Below are 15765 nucleotides of genomic sequence, written 5' to 3'. Positions count from 1 at the left end.
TGTCGAGATTGCGACACGCCGATGGGCCTTCGGGAACGCCCGATGGCGAGATCCGGCGAATCACAGCTCATTCTTGCGACGGCAACTGCCACAAGTCGCCCTCGACCGGGTCGAGCAGTCATCAGAGGGAGCCCATCAACGCCTGCTCAGACCAAGTGCCGCCCGCAGCATGGAAGCCGTCGGCTGCCCCGCTGCCGCTACGGAATCTCTACGAATTTCCGCGGGAACCCTACAGAGCCCCCCGGACCTTTGGAGAACCGCTAATCCACTCCAGCCAGGTGTGATCGGTCTGACCAGGATGGCGACGTAACCCGGAGGAAGAGAACCCAGTAAACTCCTGGTCAATGAGTACCAATCAGGTCGACAGCGTTCCTGGCGACAACGACAGGGACACCGACGGCCCGACCTTCGCCGATCTCGGCATCGATGACCGCGTGCTCGCGGCCATCGCCGATGTGGGCTACGAGTCGCCGTCGCCGATCCAGGCTGCGACGATTCCGCCGCTGCTCGAAGGCGCCGATGTGGTGGGTCTCGCGCAGACCGGCACCGGCAAGACCGCGGCGTTCGCGATCCCGATCCTGATGGGTCTCGAAACCTCCGGCAAACTTCCACAGGCCCTGGTGCTCGCGCCGACCCGCGAGCTCGCGATCCAGGTGGCCGAGGCATTCGGCCGCTATGCCACGCATATTCCCGGGCTGCATGTGCTGCCGATCTACGGCGGCCAGGCCTACGGCGTGCAGCTGTCCGGCCTGCGCCGCGGCGCGCACGTCGTGGTCGGCACTCCCGGCCGGGTGATCGATCACCTGGAGAAGGGCACGCTCGACCTGTCGCAGCTGAAGTATCTGGTGCTCGACGAGGCCGACGAGATGCTGAAGATGGGCTTCCAGGAGGACGTCGAGCGCATCCTCAAGGACACCCCGTCGACCAAGCAGGTCGCGCTGTTCTCGGCGACCATGCCCGCGGCGATCCGCAAGATCTCCAAGCAGTACCTGAACAAGCCGGTCGAGATCACCGTCAAGTCGAAGACCTCGACCGCAACCAACATCACCCAGCGCTGGGTGCAGGTCTCGCATCAGCGCAAGCTGGACGCGTTGACCAGGGTGCTCGAGGTCGAGTCGTTCGAGGCGATGATCATCTTCGTCCGCACCAAGCAGGCCACCGAGGAGCTCGCCGAAAAGCTGCGCGCCAGGGGCTTTTCCGCGGCCGCGATCAACGGCGACATCGCGCAGAACCAGCGCGAGCGCACCATCGGGCAGCTCAAGTCCGGCGCGCTGGACATCCTGGTCGCCACCGATGTCGCCGCGCGCGGACTCGACGTCGACCGCATCTCGCACGTGGTCAACTACGACATCCCGCACGACACCGAGTCCTACGTGCACCGCATCGGCCGTACCGGCCGGGCCGGGCGCAGCGGCGAGGCACTGCTTTTCGTCGCGCCGCGCGAACGGCACCTGCTCAAGTCGATCGAGCGGGCCACCAGGCATCCGCTGACCGAGATGCAGCTGCCGAGCGTCGACGACGTCAACGCGCAGCGAGTCGCCAAGTTCGGCGACGCCATCACCGAGAACCTCGCCTCGTCGAACCTCGCGCTGTTCCGCAGGCTGATCGAGGATTACGAACGCGAGCACGACATTCCGCTCGTCGACATCGCGGCGGCGCTCGCGGTGCTGTCCCGCGACGGCGACAACTTCCTGATGCAGCCCGAACCGCCGGAGCCGGTGCGCGAACGCAGGGAACGCCCGGAGCGCGCGCGTCGCTTCGAAGGTGACGACGATCGGTCCGGCTTCGGCCAGCACCATCGGGGCACCGGCGCCGAACTCGCGACCTATCGGATCAGCGTCGGCAAGCGGCACCGGGTGGTGCCCGGCGCGATCGTCGGCGCCATCGCCAACGAGGGCGGCCTGCGGCGCAGCGACTTCGGGCACATCAGCATCCGGCCCGACCACAGCCTCGTCGAGTTGCCCGCCGATCTGCCGCCGGAGACGCTGGAAGCGTTGCGGCGCACCAGGATCAGCGGCGTGCTCATCCAGCTGACGCCGGACCAGGGTCCGCCGGGAGGGCGCTCGTTCACCCGCGGCCCGCGCCGCGAGGGCGCGCCGGCGAAGCGACCGGAACGGCGTAAGCCACGCTCCTGAACCGGGGAGGGTTCACCGAGGTCAGGCGGGCTAGCTACAGTGTTGCCGTCCGGTGCGTAATGCAGCGCTAACGGCAGCGGGTGTCCCGCAAGACACAGGAGGGCCGCGTTTGTTCGTGTTCGGTGATCGTGTCGTCTGCTCCGCCGTCGACCTCGTGCGCGCGGCGCGTTGTGAATTCGCGCTGCTTCGCGCCCTCGACACCGAACTGGGGACCCTCGCGGCCGACCCGGAAACCACCGCCGAATGGGCTCCCGCGCCGCGGACCTGGTTCGATGACGGGCTGGACCGCAGAATCAGCGACTTCAGGGACCGATTCGGCAGCGCGATGGTGGAGATCCAACGCCCGCAGCACAAGTCGGACGGCCCGAAGGCGCGCATCGACGCGCTGACCGCGGCGCACGCCGAGACCATCGCGGCATTGCGGGCCGGTGCGCACGTGATCCACGGTGCGACCTTCTTCGACGGGACCTTCGACTGCTCCTGCGATTTCCTGGTGCGGGCGGGCCATCGCGTCCGCTACACCGCACACGGCACCGCGCACAGCAGGGCCGATCGGGTCGGTGTCGCACTGGAACTCGCGGCCTGTGCCGACGCGGTCGACCACAGCGGATCGTTGACCGGCCCGCTGATCCGGCTGCACCTCGGCGAGGACAACACCGCCTACGCGCTCAGCGATCTGGTCCCGGTGTACCGCGCGCGCAGGCGCCGGGTGGAACGCATCCTGGACGAGAAGCTCAGCGAGTTGCTACCCGTGCAGTGGGGCGATCCCCGCTATCTCGCGTGCGGGCGCTGTGGGACGTGCACGACCGCCCTTGCGGCCGCGCGGGATCTGCTGCTGGTCGCGGGGATGTCGACAACGACAAGGGCTCGGCTGCGGGAAGCAGGCGTGAGCACCATCGATCGGCTGGTCGGCACCGAGAGCACCGTGCGTGGCGTGCCGCCACGCAGCTTCGCCGCGCTGCGCCGCCAAGCCGAAATCCAGCTGCGCAGGGAGGATTCCGGCCAGCCGACCCACAGCCTGGTCGATCCGATTGCGCTAGGCGCGCTGCCGCCGCCCTCACCAGGCGATCTTTCGCTCACCGTCGACGGGGGCGTGCGCACCCCGCTGGCCGTCGATGTCGGCGGGCCTGGCACCGTGCACCTGACCTTCCGGTCACCGTTCGGCACCGACGGTGATGCGGACAGCGAGGCAGACGGACAGCGGCGTGCGCTGACGGAAGTGCTCGACTATCTCGTCCAGCGCCGCCGGATGTATCCGGACATGCACGTCTACCACTACACCTCGGCGGTGCGGACCGCGCTGCTTCGGTGTTCGGGCAGCAGTGGCGTCGGCGAGGAGATCGTCGACGAGCTGCTGTGCGACGGCGTGCTGGTGGATCTGTATCCGATCGTGCGCAACGCGCTGATCGTCGGGGAGCGCTCGTACCGGTTGAGCAGGCTGGCCCGGCTGCTACCCGGCGCGGCGCATTCGCCTGCCACCGAACGGGATTGCCTGACCGTGCTTCGGCTGCGCGACTGGCTGCTCGACCGGGCCGCGGAGCAGCGCATCGACCCGCAGGCGGTGACCCTCGAGCGCACGGGCTCGTGGTGTCAGGTGCCGGGACCGGACGAACCAGAACCGGCGCCGCCGTCACGGCCGTCCTCGTTCGAGGCGGCGCTCGCCGAATATGCCGCGGCGCAGGCGGAACCGGGGCATACCGCCGCGGTGCTCGCCGCGGCGCTCGGCTACCACCGGCGCGAGCGGCAGCCGCTCTGGTGGGCGCACGTCGACCGGCTAAGCCACCCAGTCGACGAATGGGCGGACGCGCCAGGGGTATTGGTCGCCGAATGGGGCACCGTCGACACCAAATGGCATCGCAGCCCCGACCGTCCGACCATGCGGCGCTACGTCACGCTGACCGGCCGGATCGGTTCCCGGTGGAGCAGCGGCGGGCCGGGACCGGCGACCGTGCTCACCCCGGGCGCCACCGTCTACACCTTCTACGATCGCCCCGCGGCCGCGGGCATGGTCACCGCCGTCGGGCGCCGCGCCACCGCCGTCGCGACCGTGCTCGGCTGCTCGGTCGACGCCGAATTCGACGACGCGGTCCGGCTGGAAGAACTGCTGCCCGACGGCTGCGAACCCTACGACGAACTCCCCACCGCGATCGCGCCAGGGCTGCCTGCCTGGGACGAAAATGCCGAGATCGCGGTCGAATTCGCCGCACAGCAGCTGCTCGTCGCGCTGCCGGACATCCCGGCGGGCGCCGTGTTCGACCTGCTCGCCCGCCGCGCGCCCCGGCTGCGCACCGGCACCGACCTGCCCGAGGTGCACGGCGACCACGCCGCCGCCATCACCGCGGCGGTGCGTGACCTGGACGACTCCTATCTCGCGGTGCAGGGACCCTCAGGCACCGGCAAGACCACCACCGCCGCCAGGGTGCTGGAGCGGCTCGTCACCAAGGACAAGTGGCGGATCGGCATTGTCGGGCAATCGCATTCGACCGTCGAGAACCTGCTCGACGCGGTCGTGCGGGTCGGCGTGCTTCCGGAACTGGTGGCGAAGAAGGACGTCGAGGCGGTGGCGCCGGAATGGGCGGTCATCGACGCGGGCCGGTACGCGCGTTTCCTGGACAACGCGATCAGCGGCTGTGTGCTCGGCGGCACCCCAACGGATTTCACGAACGAAGACATGGTCGGCCGGGAGGCGCTCGATCTGCTGGTGATCGCCGACGCGGGCCGGTTCCCGCTGGCCGACGCCGTCGCGGTCGGGGTCAGCGCGCGAAATCTGTTGCTGCTCGGCGATCCGGCGCCGCCGGCAACGCACAGCGCCCATCCGGAACCGGTCGGCGAATCGGTGCTCGGCTGGCTCGCCGAGGGCAGGCACACCCTGCCCGGTGCACGCGGCTATGTCCTGGACCGCACCTGGCGAATGCATCCCAAGGTGTGCGATCCGGTCTCCCGGCTCTACTACGACGGGCGCCTGCGCGCCAACGAAACCGTCACGCTCGCACGGGAACTGGACGGCGAGGAGCCTGGCGTGAGCACCGTCCTCGTCCCCCATCACGGCAACGCCACCGAATCCGCGGCCGAGGCGCGGGAAGTGGTGCGACGGGTGCGTGCCCTGCTCGCCATGAACTGGACCGTCGGCGCGATGACCCGGCGGCTGCATCCGCACGACATCTTCGTGGTCGCGCCGTACGCGGCACAGGTCGGCCGGATCCGCACGCTGCTCGCCAGGGCGCGGATCGAGGACGTGCTCGTCGGCACCCCGGATCGGTTCCGCGGCAGGGAGGCCGCCGTTGTGCTGCTGTCGATGACCACCTCCAGCCCCGCCGACGCGCCGTACGGCATGCCGTTCCTGTTGTCCCGCGCACTGATTCACGCGGCGCTGTGCCGCGCCATGTGGAAGGCGATCATCATCCGCTCGCCGCTGCTCGGCGAATACCTGCCCGCCTGCCCGGACGAATTGCCCGAGCTGGCAGGGTTTCTCGGCCTGTCGACGGCGGGACGCAACGGCCGCTGAGCCGCGTGGTCAGCCTCGGGTCAACGCGGCAATCGCGTCGACCAACCGCTCGATGTCCTGCTCGGTGTTGTATCCGTGCGGCGAGATCCGCAGCCCGCCCGCGCGCGGACACCGCGATGCCTTCGGCCCGTAACTTCTCGGCCAGCAACGGGATCGGCTCGCCGTCGATCTGCACCGACACGATCCCCGACCGTCCGGCGGCGGAGCGGTCCGACAGCACGGTCGCACCGATCGCCGTCAGCCGCGTGCACGCGAGTTCACACAACCGATCGACGTGCGACCAGATCGCCGGAACCCCCGCCGCGAGCAGCAGATCGATCGAGGCGCCCAGCGCGGCAATGCCGGTCACATTCGGCATCCCGCCCTCCAGCCTGCGTGCGGTGTCGTCGAAGACCAGGTCGAGGTTGTCCCACTCCTCGCGGTGCACCACCGAGTTCCACCCCGGCTCCAACGGCCGCAACAGGTCCAGTTTGGACCCGCGCACGTACAGCACGCCGCAGCCCTCGGGTCCGAGCAGCCACTTGTGCCCGTCCGCCATCGCGAAATCGACACCCCAGGAATCCAATTCGGCCGGGATCACGCCGAGTGCCTGAATGACGTCGACGCACAGCAACGCCCCTGCCTCGCGGCAGACGCGGCCCAGTTCGGCCAGGTCGACCCGCCAGCCGCGGCCGAACTGCACCCAGCTGGTGACCACCAGTTTCGGCGCGGGCCCCGCGTTGATCCGTGCGACGAACGCCTCGACGGTGAGCTTGCCGCTGTCGCCTTCCGGCTGCACTCGGTCTACCACGACACCCCGGTCGGCCAGCGCCAACCATGGATAAAGCGTGGAAGGAAACTCCAAGTCCGGCACCACAATTCGATCACCGGCCGCCCACTCCAGCCCGTTGGCGATCATCCCGAGCCCGGTGGTCGTGTTCTTGACGAACGCGACGTCGGTGGACGGCACCCCCATGAGGCGACCGGACGCCGCCCGAATCCGTTCGATCTCGGCGGCGTGCGCGGCATAACTGAACTCGCCGTCCAGCGACACCTCGGTGGCATGCCGGTGCATCGCCTCGACCGCAGGCTGCGGCAGTGGGCAGATGCCCGCGTGATTCAAGTAGGTCCACCGCTTGGTGACCGGAAAATGTTCCCGGACAAGAGGAGTCGCGGCGGTCGTGGACGTGGCGCTTGTCGCGGTCATCCCGCACCCTCCAATCAAGTGGACGCTATGTCCACTTGATCGAGCGTACGACACAACCGGTCACTACGTCCACTTGTTCCGGATATCCCGGTCAGGTGGCTTGGCTGGCCACCGCCCCAATACGGTGAGACGTATGCAACTGGATGGCTCTGCTCCGAATCAGCCGCAGGCACCGAACCAGCTGGACGTGGCGGTCGTCCAGTTCGCGCCGGGCACCGACCCTTCGGCCAATCTGTCGGCGCTGCGCGAGCACGCGCGCGTGGCAGGCGAGCGGGGTGCCGCGGTGGTCGTCGCGCCCGAATACTCGATGTTTGCCGTCGGCAGGCTCGACGAGCGTGTTGTGGCCGTCGCCGAACCGCTTACCGGGCCGTTCGTCACCGGATTGGGTGCGATCGCCCGCGAATTCGGCGTCCATCTGGTCGCCGGAATGGTCGAACGGGTCGAGGGTGACGACAGCAGGATTCACAACACACTCGTGGTGCTCGGACCCGACGGAAACCTCGGCACGGTCTATCGGAAGGTGCATCTGTACGACGCCTTCGGACACCGCGAATCGGACGTGGTCGCGGCAGGCCCGATAGAGACGCCCGCCATATTCGTCGTCGAAGGTGTGACATTCGGCATGCAGACCTGTTTCGATCTTCGCTTCCCCGAAGGCATCCGCCGGGTGGCCACCGCGGGCGCGCAGGTGCTCGTGTTGCCCGCCCAGTGGATTCCCGGACCCGCCAAGGTGGATCAGTGGACGACGCTGTTGCGTGCCAGGGCCATCGAGAACACCGTGTACGTGGCCGCCGCCGATCAGGCGGCGCCGCGGGGTGCAGGCGCCTCGATGCTCATCGATCCCACCGGTGCGGTGCTCGCCGAACTCGGCGACGAGCCCGGTGTGCTGACCGCGAGCATTGATCTGGCGCGGCTCGCCGAGATTCGCACGACCAACCCCAGTCTCGCGTTGCGCCGATTCGCGATCACAGAGCGCATTTGACCGGGTTGGCCAGCGTCGCGTAGCGACTCGATGGGGGTGGTGGTCGGGAGACGGGTGTGTCAGCGTCGTGTAGCGACTCCATGAGGGGTGGTGGTCGGGTGGCGGGTGGGCGTAGCGTTTTGATGGATGATCTACACCGATCGGGCCTCGGCCGGTCGCGCGCTGGGTGGGCATCTGGAAAACCTGCACGCGACCTACCCGCTGCTGCTCGGTCTGCCACGCGGCGGCGTTCCGGTGGCCGCCGCGGCGCGCGAGATCATCGGTGGCGACCTCGACATTCTGCTGGTCCGCAAGCTCGGGGTGCCGTGGCAGCCGGAGCTGGCGATGGGCGCCATCGGTGAGGGCGGGGTCCGGGTGCTCAATCAAGACGTGTTGGCGCACATCGGGATAACGCCGCAGGAGTTCGCCGAGATCGAGGACGTCGAGCGCGCGGAGCTGGAGCGGCGCAGGCTGGTGTGGCGCGGCGACACCAAGCCGATTCCGTTGGACGGGCGCGACGTCGTGATCGTCGATGACGGCATGGCGACCGGCGCGACCGTGGTGGTCGCGTGCCGGGTCGCCCGGCTGTATCAGCCCGTGCGTCTCGTGGTCGCGGTGCCGGTGTCGTCGGCCGAGGCGTTGCGCAGGGTTGCCGCCGAAGCGGATCAGGTGATCTGCCCGCTGGTGCCGCGCACGCTCGGCGGCGTCGGCACCGTCTACGAGGACTTTCATCAGCTCGAGGATGACGAAGTCACGGCATTGCTCGCGTGAATGTGGTTGACGCGGTGGCTCAGACCTCCGTGATGCCCTTGCGGTGTCGTTGGGCCAGTTCGGCGTAGAAGCCGGGGTTGAGCTGAATCCACATCTGCGCCTGGGTGCCTTCGATGGAGCGCTTGACCTCCGCGGGCGCACCTGCGGCGAGCACACCGTCGGGAATTTCGGTGCCGGGCTGCACCAGCGAGTGCGCGGCGATCATGGTGCCCGCGCCGATCTTCGCCATATCGAGCACCGTGCTGCCATTGCCGACAATGGCTTCCGCACCGACGGACGCGCCATGGAACACCACGCTGTGCGCGATGGTCGCGCCGGGGCCGATCTCCATCGGCACGTCCGGCGGCACGTGCAGCACCGCGTTGTCCTGGATGTTGGCGCGCTCGCGGATGGTGATCGGCGCCAGGTCCGCGCGCAGCACCGCGCCGTACCAGATCGACGCGCCCGCCTCGACCCGCACGTCACCGATCAGGGTCGCGGTCGGCGCGATGAACGCGGTCGGATCGACCTGAGGCCGTTTGCCTTCGAATTCGTAGAGTGGCATTGATACACCGTAAACCCCAGCCGCGCACGGCGGTTCGATCCGTGTGTCTACCAGCGATCGGCGTAGGCGATGGTGCGCTCGGCCGCGGTCACCATCGGGCGCAGCTGTGCGATGAAGCCGTGCGCGGACACCGGGACGATATCGACGTTGGCGCCGGTGCGCACCGAGTAGCGGCCGTCGTCGCTCACGTCGATCCAGCAGAACACCCCGAACGGACGCAGCTCGCCGTTGGCCTGCCTGGCCGACACCACCAACTGGCCGATGCCGTCCCTCGGCTGGCGCAGCAGCCTGCGGATGCGCGCGGGCACCGTCGGCCCGGCCACCGGCACGGTCACCAGGTCCCTGCTGTCCTCGACGACCCTGGCCAGCGGCGCGGTCAAGCGCGGGACGGTGCCTGGCGGATACTCGGGCAGCATCGAAACAACCCGCGCGGTCAGGCTTTTCACGCTGCCGACGAACAGCCGGATGTCACCGCCGCGGTCCGGCGTCGCGCCGGGGCGTTGTGCGGCGACCACCGCGACATTGCCTGCCGCCGCGCCGAGCACCCGCACCGGCCGGACCACCGCGTTCGGCTCCTGGCCCGGTTCGCGTTCGCCGTAGACCTCGATGCGCAGCTCCGGCGCCGCGAGCACGCGCAGCGCCGCCTCCAGATCTGCGTCGAGCACCTGATCGCACCAGGCGGTCAGCGCGGGCAGTTGCGCGTCTCGCTCGACGCTGTCGCGCGCGGACAACCGGACGGCCAGCGGATAGGGCATCCGATCACCATCGGTACGCGCCCACGCGAGTGCGAACTGGTCCGGCGTCAGCGTCCAGTTCACTCCAGCTCGGTCCACTCGCCGAGCACCGGCGGCGTGGTCGGATCGATCGCGCCGATCAACTCACCGCCGTTGTCGGAGGGTTCGAGATAGGTGGGGAGGTCGTCGAAGAGGAAATCGTCGTCCTCCTCGTCGTCGTACTGCGCGGGGCGGGCGGTCGCCGCGTTCGCGGCCACACTGGAACCCGCTCGCGGGGTGTCGCCCGCTGCGATGGCCCCGCCCATCAGGCCGCCCATCGCGCCGGCGCCGAGTCCGGTGACCGCGTCGCTGCTGCTGTGCTGAGTCGCGCGCCGTTGCTCGTCGCGCTTGCGTTGTTCGTCGGCGGTGGCGGTACCGGTCGTTCCAGGCATGGTCGGCACGCTGACCTGCGGAGTGGAGGCCGGGGTGGTCATCGGTGTCGCCGGCGTTGCCGCGGCGGGTGTGCTCGGAGCCTGGGTTGCCGCCGGTGTCGTCGACAGCGCGGACTCCGTCGCGGCCGCCACGGTGACGGGGGAGAGTGCGGGTGTCGAGGGCGCACCGATGTCGGGAACGACGGGGCTGCTCGCCGGGGCGACGGCCGCGGGTTCCTCGGTGTCGGTGGCAGGCTGCTCGGCGGCGATCCGCTCCTCGGTGGTTGTCGCGGCGGCAGCGGGCTGGCTGCCCGCTGCGCCTGTCCCGAGCGGAACCTGCTGTGTCAGTGGCGTTTCCGTGCCGAGGCCAGGTCCGGCGAGCTTCGCGGCAGGCGATCCGCTCGGCGCGGCCTGCGGGTCACCGGCCTGCTGGTCGGGGAACGCGGGCACGTCGGTGCCGGTCGGGATGAACACGCCGGTGTAGATGTCGTTCATCGCGCGCACGACATCCTGGCGGCTGTGCTCGGCCGTCTTCTGATCCGAGGCATTGGTGGTGGCCTGGGTCGGATCCAGCAGGGCCGCACCCAGATCGAGTGCGGTCGCAGGCGGCGCGGACACGGCGGACCGCAGCGCCTCGGCCGCGTCACCGGCTCGGCCGAGCCGTTGCGAAACGACCGCGAGCACGTCCGCGAGTTCCTGCCCGGTTTCCTCGAACGACCGCACCGCCTCGGCCGCGCGGTGCGCACCGCTGCCGCGCCAGCCGTCCGCGATGGCGGCCCGAATCTCGGTGTGCGCCTGGGATACCGCGTCGGCCAGCCCGGCCGCCGAGTCGCCCCAGGCCTGCTGTCCGCTGGCGAGCACCGACGGCTTCAGCAGCTGGACCTTGTCGTGGATGACCTTGTGGGGCATGTTGTCGAAGATCTCGACGGTCGGCGCGTACGCGGGGTCGGTCCGCCGCTGCAGGGACCCATCAGCGTTCCTCGGCAATTTACGCATGCGGCACTCCCGCCACGTCGATCCGATCGACCGCCGACGCCAGCGCCTGGTCGGTCCGCTTGTACGCGGCCGCCGCGGCGCGGAAGGTGATGGCGAGTTCTCTGGCGGCTTCGGCGTACTCCCACAATCGGGTCATCGCGCCGTGCGCCTTGTTCTCGAATCCGGCGCGCAGTGCGTCACCGGAGGCGAACCCGCCGAACCCAGGCAGCGCCGCCGCGTCGTTGAGCACCTTGATCTGTGCCTCGACCTGATCGGCGAGTTCCTCGTAGCGCCGCGCACAGCGCTCGTGCACACCGTCGGCGACCAGCATGCCGTCGATCCACACCGCGCCTTCATCGACGGCCTTGTGCAGCGCGGCGGCGGTGACGCCGGGCGCGGCGACGATCGAGAGATCCGGGCTCCCGACGCCAGTAGCGTTCTCGTTCGATGGCACCTCGCCGTCCCCCTTCCTTGTCTGTGGCACCTTCGGCCTCGCCGAAGGCGCTCAGTTCACGGGCGTCGCGCCAACCCCACGACCACGCCCTGCATCCAGTCCACGATGTCGGCGGCGACCTGTGCGTGTACTGGCTCGTGCAGCAGATCGTGTCCGGCGTCGATGTACTCGTGCAAATCTACCGACTCATGGCGCCGAGTCCATACCCTTATCGCATCAATGGGTGCCCTGCGGTCCTCGACACCGTGCACCGCGAGCACCGGAAGGCTCGGCGGCAGTGGTGTTCCCGCCGCGCCACGGGCGCCGCCGCCGAGTGCCCGCTTCGGCACGCCGGACAGGACGATGCCTGCCACCGTGTCCGCGGCGAGGGCGGGGCGCAGCGGGAGGGCGCGTTCCACGGTCGAGTCGGCCGTGGCCTCGGCCGGGTCCGGCACCGCGGCGCCGAACATGCCGAGCGTGGTGACGGCCCCGAGCGAATGCCCCATCATCAGCAACGGTGGTTGCGGTGCGGTCGCGCGCACGAGCTCGACCATCATCAACGCGTCGGCGACCAGCTCCGACAGGGTGCCCGGTTTACCCGAATCGCCCTCGCTGAGCCCGTGTCCCGAAGTATCGAGCGCCCACATCTCGATATCGGCGGCCTTCAGCGTGCGCGCGAATCGGTGATAGTGGCCGCTGTGCTGGCCCATACCGGGCAGTAACAGGACTGTGGCCACGGTGTTTTCGATCGGCCACCGCCGATAGTGCATCCGGCCGCGCGCGCCGTCGAAATATGGCATGCCCAGATACTGCCAAAGATCCTGCTGCTCAGTGGACTTCATGATTTCCTCGGCTAACGGGGCTAGAATGCCAGCCGATTGCTGTGTCCGCGCCGAGTGACAGAGGTGCCCGTTGAGAAGAATTCCCCGGTCAGGCGCCCTGCTCTGGCCCGCGCTGTTGGTCGCGCTGGCGTGCACCGCACCGGCCGCCGTCGCGGACCCGAGTGCCGGTTCGATCGCCGGGTGCGGGTCTGCGTCGTCCGCGACCGCGGTGCCCGCCGCAGTGCCGATGTACGACTGGTCGGAGAACGTCGGCTATGACGTCGCGGGCAATCTCTGGGTCTCCCGCACCTACCGCGGTGTGGTGCAACGCTATGACCGCTCCGGTGCACTGACCGCGACCGTGCCGGTGGAATTCCCCGGTGCGGTGCGCAGTGGGCCGGACGGGTTGCTCTATGTCGTCTACGGGGACACGCCGACCAGCCTGGTCCGGCCCGGCGGGGTGGTGCGTTTCGATCCGGCGGCCGCGGACCCGAAGCCCGAGGTCTTCGTCTCCGGCGTCGCCACCATGCCCAACGGCGCCGCGTTCGACGCGGACGGCTACCTCTATCTCGGTGCGTCGTTGTCCGGTGTGATCCGGGTCCGCCCGGACGGCAGCATCGACGACGCGTGGACCGCGCAGGCGCCGAAGACGAGTGCGAACGGCGTCGTCGTCCGCGGCCGGATGCTCTATGTGACGTCCAACGGTGGTCCGCTCGGCCGGGTCCTGCGGATCCCGATCGATGCGCCGGGCAGCAGTTCCGCGGTCGCCGACCTGTCGTCGCCGCTGGCCGGTATTCCGGATTTCACCGACGATCTCCTCGTCGATGCGGACGGAATTCTGTATGTGACTACGGTTTTCGGTCAGCTCGTGCGCGTCGATCCGGCCACCGGCGCGAGCTGTGCCGTGCTGAGTGGCGAGCCGATGACCTCGGTGGTCGCGGTGCCTGGACGGCCCGATCAGCTACTGGCGGGCACTGAAAGCGGGGCGGTACTGCGCATTCAGCTCGCGCCGTAGCGTTTCCGGAGCGCTCGACCGCACCGCGTCAGCGGTGTCCGGCGACGGCACGCTCGATTCGTGCTGACGCCGAGCGCAATTGATCGATCAGCGCGGCGGGTTCGTGCACCTCGAAGTCGACGCCGAGGGCGATCAGCCGGTGCGCCAACCATTCCGGTGCATCGTCGCGGAGCGCATCGAGTCGGCAGGTGTGGTCGTCGATCGCACGGAGTTCGTTCGGCTCGCCGCCGAACCGGGCCGCGACCTGTCCCGCGGGCGCGTGAATGGTCACCGATAGCCGGAAAGTCGGCGTACCCCAGTCGGTTCGATGCCCGGCGACATAGGCCGCGGCGTCTGCGGCGGGTAGCTCGCGCGGGGTGATCCTGGCCGCGGTGGGCTGCGGGTTTTCGATGCGGTCGACGCGAAACATCCGCCAGTCGTTGCGATCCAGGTCGTAGCCGACGAGGTACCAGCGGTGCCGGGCCGGCGCGAGGCCGATCGGTTCCGCATGCCTGCGGGTCTGCGTTCCCGCGCCGTCCCGGTAAGCGAAACGTACTCGCTCCCTATTGGTTACGGCCGCGGCGAGCGTGGTGAGCACTTCCGGGTCTGCGGTCGGTCCGGTCTCGCTCGGCAGCGCGAGCGCGGTGCCGAGCACCCGCACTCGGCGGCGCAGCTTGGCGGGCAGGACCTGCTCCAGCTTGGTGAGTGCGCGCACCGACGCGTCCTCGATGCCTGCGACGGCGTAACCCGCCGCGGCCCGCAGGCCCACCGCGATCGCGACCGCCTCGTCGTCCTCGACCAGCAGCGGCGGCAGCGCCGAACCGGCCACCAGGCGGTAGCCGCCCGCAGCGCCCATCGTCGCCTCGACCGGATAGCCGAGTTCGCGCAGCCGGTCGATATCGCGGCGCACGGTGCGATCGGTGACGCCGAGGCGGTCGGCCAATTCACTGCCCGGCCACTCGCGCGGTGTCTGCAGCAGTGAGAGCAGTCGGAGCAGCCGCGCCGAAGTATCGTTCATGAACTTCAGAATTCCAGATAACTAGGACATAGGTAGTCCTATATGGCTCCTACCGTGGTCTTCAGTTCAGCAAACCGGTTAGCCAAGGAGACCCCGATGACCCTCGACCGCACCGAGATTCGCCCGTTCCGAATCGACATCCCGCAGGCCGACCTCGACGATCTGCACGACCGTCTGGCCCGCACCCGTTGGTCGGCGCAGCTGCCGGGCACGGGCTCGGAGCGCGGCGTTTCGGTCGCCTATCTCACCGAGCTGGCCGAGTACTGGCGGACCGGATTCGACTGGCGTGCCCAGGAGGCGGCGTTGAACGAGTTCCCGCAGTTCATCACCGAGATCGACGGCCTCGACGTGCACTTCCTGCACGTGCGTTCGCCCGAGCCGGACGCGACTCCGCTGATCCTGGTCCACGGCTGGCCGAACACCTTCGTCGAGTTCACCAAGACGATCGGCCTGCTCAGCGACCCGCGCTCGCACGGGCTCGATCCGGCGCAGGCGTTCCACGTCGTGGTTCCCTCGGTGCCCGGTTTCGCGTTTTCGGACGGGCCGACGGAGCCGGGGATGACGCCTGGCCGGGTGGCCGACATGTTCCTGGTCCTCATGGATCGGCTCGGGTACGAGCGGTTCGGCGCCCAGGGTGGTGATCTCGGCGCGTATGTCGCGCCCGAGCTGGCGATCGCGGCGCCGGACCGGGTGATCGGCGTACACCTCGATGGCGGCATCGGCATACCGACCGAGGCGGATGTGCCGACGATGTCCGCCGACGAACGTGCCGAATGGGATCTGATGCAGCAGTGGATGACCGGCGTCGACCATCACGCGCTGCTGCGCGTCGCGCCGCAGACCTTCGCGCATGCGTGGACCGATTCCCCGGTCGGCCTGCTCGGTTGGCTGATGCACAAGTTCGACGAGTTCACCTACCTCGCCGAACGGGCCGAGGATGTCATGGACCGCGACGATCTGCTGACCAATGTCAGCCTCTACTGGTTCACCAACACGGCGGGGTCCTCGTCCTGGCCGATGTACAACGGTCTCGGCGCGGACGGGCGGTTCGGGTGGCCGAAGGGACAGAAGCAGGTGCCGACCGGTGTCTATGGTGGTGGCTCCGCGCTGATGCTGCGACTTGCCGAGCGCGACAACACGATCGCGCACTGGCCGGAGGGCAACACCGGCAATCACTTCGTGGCGATGGAGAAGCCGCAGATGCACGTCGCGGATATCCGCGCCTTCTTCGCCAAGCTCCACTGATCCGGAACGAGGCTGTGCGGCACCGTCCTTCGT

General features: G+C 69.1%; 13 protein-coding genes. 6 read left to right on the top strand and 7 right to left on the bottom strand.

What is annotated here, in order from left to right; genetic code table 11:
• The first annotated feature begins 344 nt into the window (after positions 1–344).
• Entirely contained in the window at positions 345–2135 is a 1791-nt protein-coding gene (locus NA11_RS22970) for a DEAD/DEAH box helicase (protein WP_069164032.1), read from the top strand.
• 115 nt (positions 2136–2250) lie between these two features.
• Positions 2251–5640 carry an AAA domain-containing protein gene (locus NA11_RS22965; RefSeq protein WP_245746084.1) on the top strand — a complete coding sequence of 1130 codons (3390 nt, stop codon included), beginning with the start codon at positions 2251–2253 and terminating at the stop codon, positions 5638–5640.
• Here NA11_RS22965 and NA11_RS22960 read toward each other — a convergent pair.
• The gene (locus NA11_RS22960) at positions 5534–6826 is read right to left on the bottom strand and encodes an aminotransferase class V-fold PLP-dependent enzyme (protein WP_218023368.1); all 1293 of its coding nucleotides are present in this window, start codon (positions 6824–6826) and stop codon (positions 5534–5536) included. The two genes, NA11_RS22965 and NA11_RS22960, sit on opposite strands and share 107 nt — an antisense overlap.
• A 133-nt stretch (positions 6827–6959) precedes the next feature.
• On the opposite strand from NA11_RS22960, the gene NA11_RS22955 reads away from it, so the two are divergent.
• Complete coding sequence (locus NA11_RS22955) at positions 6960–7808, top strand: carbon-nitrogen hydrolase family protein (RefSeq protein WP_069164030.1); 849 nt, start codon at positions 6960–6962, stop codon at positions 7806–7808.
• 126 nt (positions 7809–7934) lie between these two features.
• The gene (locus tag NA11_RS22950) at positions 7935–8558 is read left to right on the top strand and encodes a phosphoribosyltransferase (protein WP_069164029.1); all 624 of its coding nucleotides are present in this window, start codon (positions 7935–7937) and stop codon (positions 8556–8558) included.
• Between the two features lie 19 nt (positions 8559–8577).
• On the opposite strand, the gene NA11_RS22945 is transcribed toward NA11_RS22950, so the two are convergent.
• Genes NA11_RS22945 through NA11_RS22925 form a run of 5 tightly spaced genes read right to left on the bottom strand, consistent with a single transcriptional unit; the run spans position 8578 to position 12496 of the window.
• Positions 8578–9102, bottom strand: coding sequence for a gamma carbonic anhydrase family protein (locus NA11_RS22945; protein ID WP_069164028.1), 525 nt, complete (start codon positions 9100–9102; stop codon positions 8578–8580).
• A gap of 47 nt (positions 9103–9149) precedes the next feature.
• Positions 9150–9920, bottom strand: a complete 771-nt coding sequence (locus NA11_RS22940) for an ESX secretion-associated protein EspG (protein ID WP_069164052.1) — start codon at positions 9918–9920, stop codon at positions 9150–9152.
• A complete protein-coding gene (locus tag NA11_RS22935; RefSeq protein ID WP_141717778.1) occupies positions 9917–11242 on the bottom strand; it encodes a WXG100 family type VII secretion target in 1326 nt (441 codons plus the stop codon). The genes NA11_RS22940 and NA11_RS22935 overlap by 4 nt, the downstream gene beginning before the upstream one ends.
• The gene (locus NA11_RS22930; protein ID WP_084654979.1) at positions 11235–11675 is read right to left on the bottom strand and encodes a hypothetical protein; all 441 of its coding nucleotides are present in this window, start codon (positions 11673–11675) and stop codon (positions 11235–11237) included. Before NA11_RS22930 ends, NA11_RS22935 begins: the two co-directional genes overlap by 8 nt.
• A 56-nt stretch (positions 11676–11731) precedes the next feature.
• The gene (locus NA11_RS22925) at positions 11732–12496 is read right to left on the bottom strand and encodes an alpha/beta hydrolase (RefSeq protein WP_245746082.1); all 765 of its coding nucleotides are present in this window, start codon (positions 12494–12496) and stop codon (positions 11732–11734) included.
• A 70-nt stretch (positions 12497–12566) separates the two neighbouring features.
• Here NA11_RS22925 and NA11_RS22920 point away from each other — a divergent pair, with 70 nt between their 5' ends.
• Positions 12567–13490 carry an SMP-30/gluconolactonase/LRE family protein gene (locus NA11_RS22920; RefSeq protein ID WP_141717777.1) on the top strand — a complete coding sequence of 308 codons (924 nt, stop codon included), beginning with the start codon at positions 12567–12569 and terminating at the stop codon, positions 13488–13490.
• Between the two features lie 28 nt (positions 13491–13518).
• Here the strand turns inward: NA11_RS22920 and NA11_RS22915 are convergent, their stop codons facing one another.
• Complete coding sequence (locus NA11_RS22915; RefSeq protein WP_069164026.1) at positions 13519–14487, bottom strand: helix-turn-helix transcriptional regulator; 969 nt, start codon at positions 14485–14487, stop codon at positions 13519–13521.
• A 96-nt stretch (positions 14488–14583) separates the two neighbouring features.
• Between NA11_RS22915 and NA11_RS22910 the strand changes: the two genes are divergently transcribed.
• A complete protein-coding gene (locus tag NA11_RS22910; RefSeq protein ID WP_069164025.1) occupies positions 14584–15732 on the top strand; it encodes an epoxide hydrolase family protein in 1149 nt (382 codons plus the stop codon).
• Positions 15733–15765 lie beyond the last annotated feature (33 nt).

Origin of the sequence: Nocardia altamirensis NBRC 108246 (assembly GCF_001612685.1) — a bacterium.
Lineage (GTDB): Bacteria > Actinomycetota > Actinomycetes > Mycobacteriales > Mycobacteriaceae > Nocardia > Nocardia altamirensis.
This window is presented reverse-complemented; position numbering and strand designations above follow the sequence as displayed.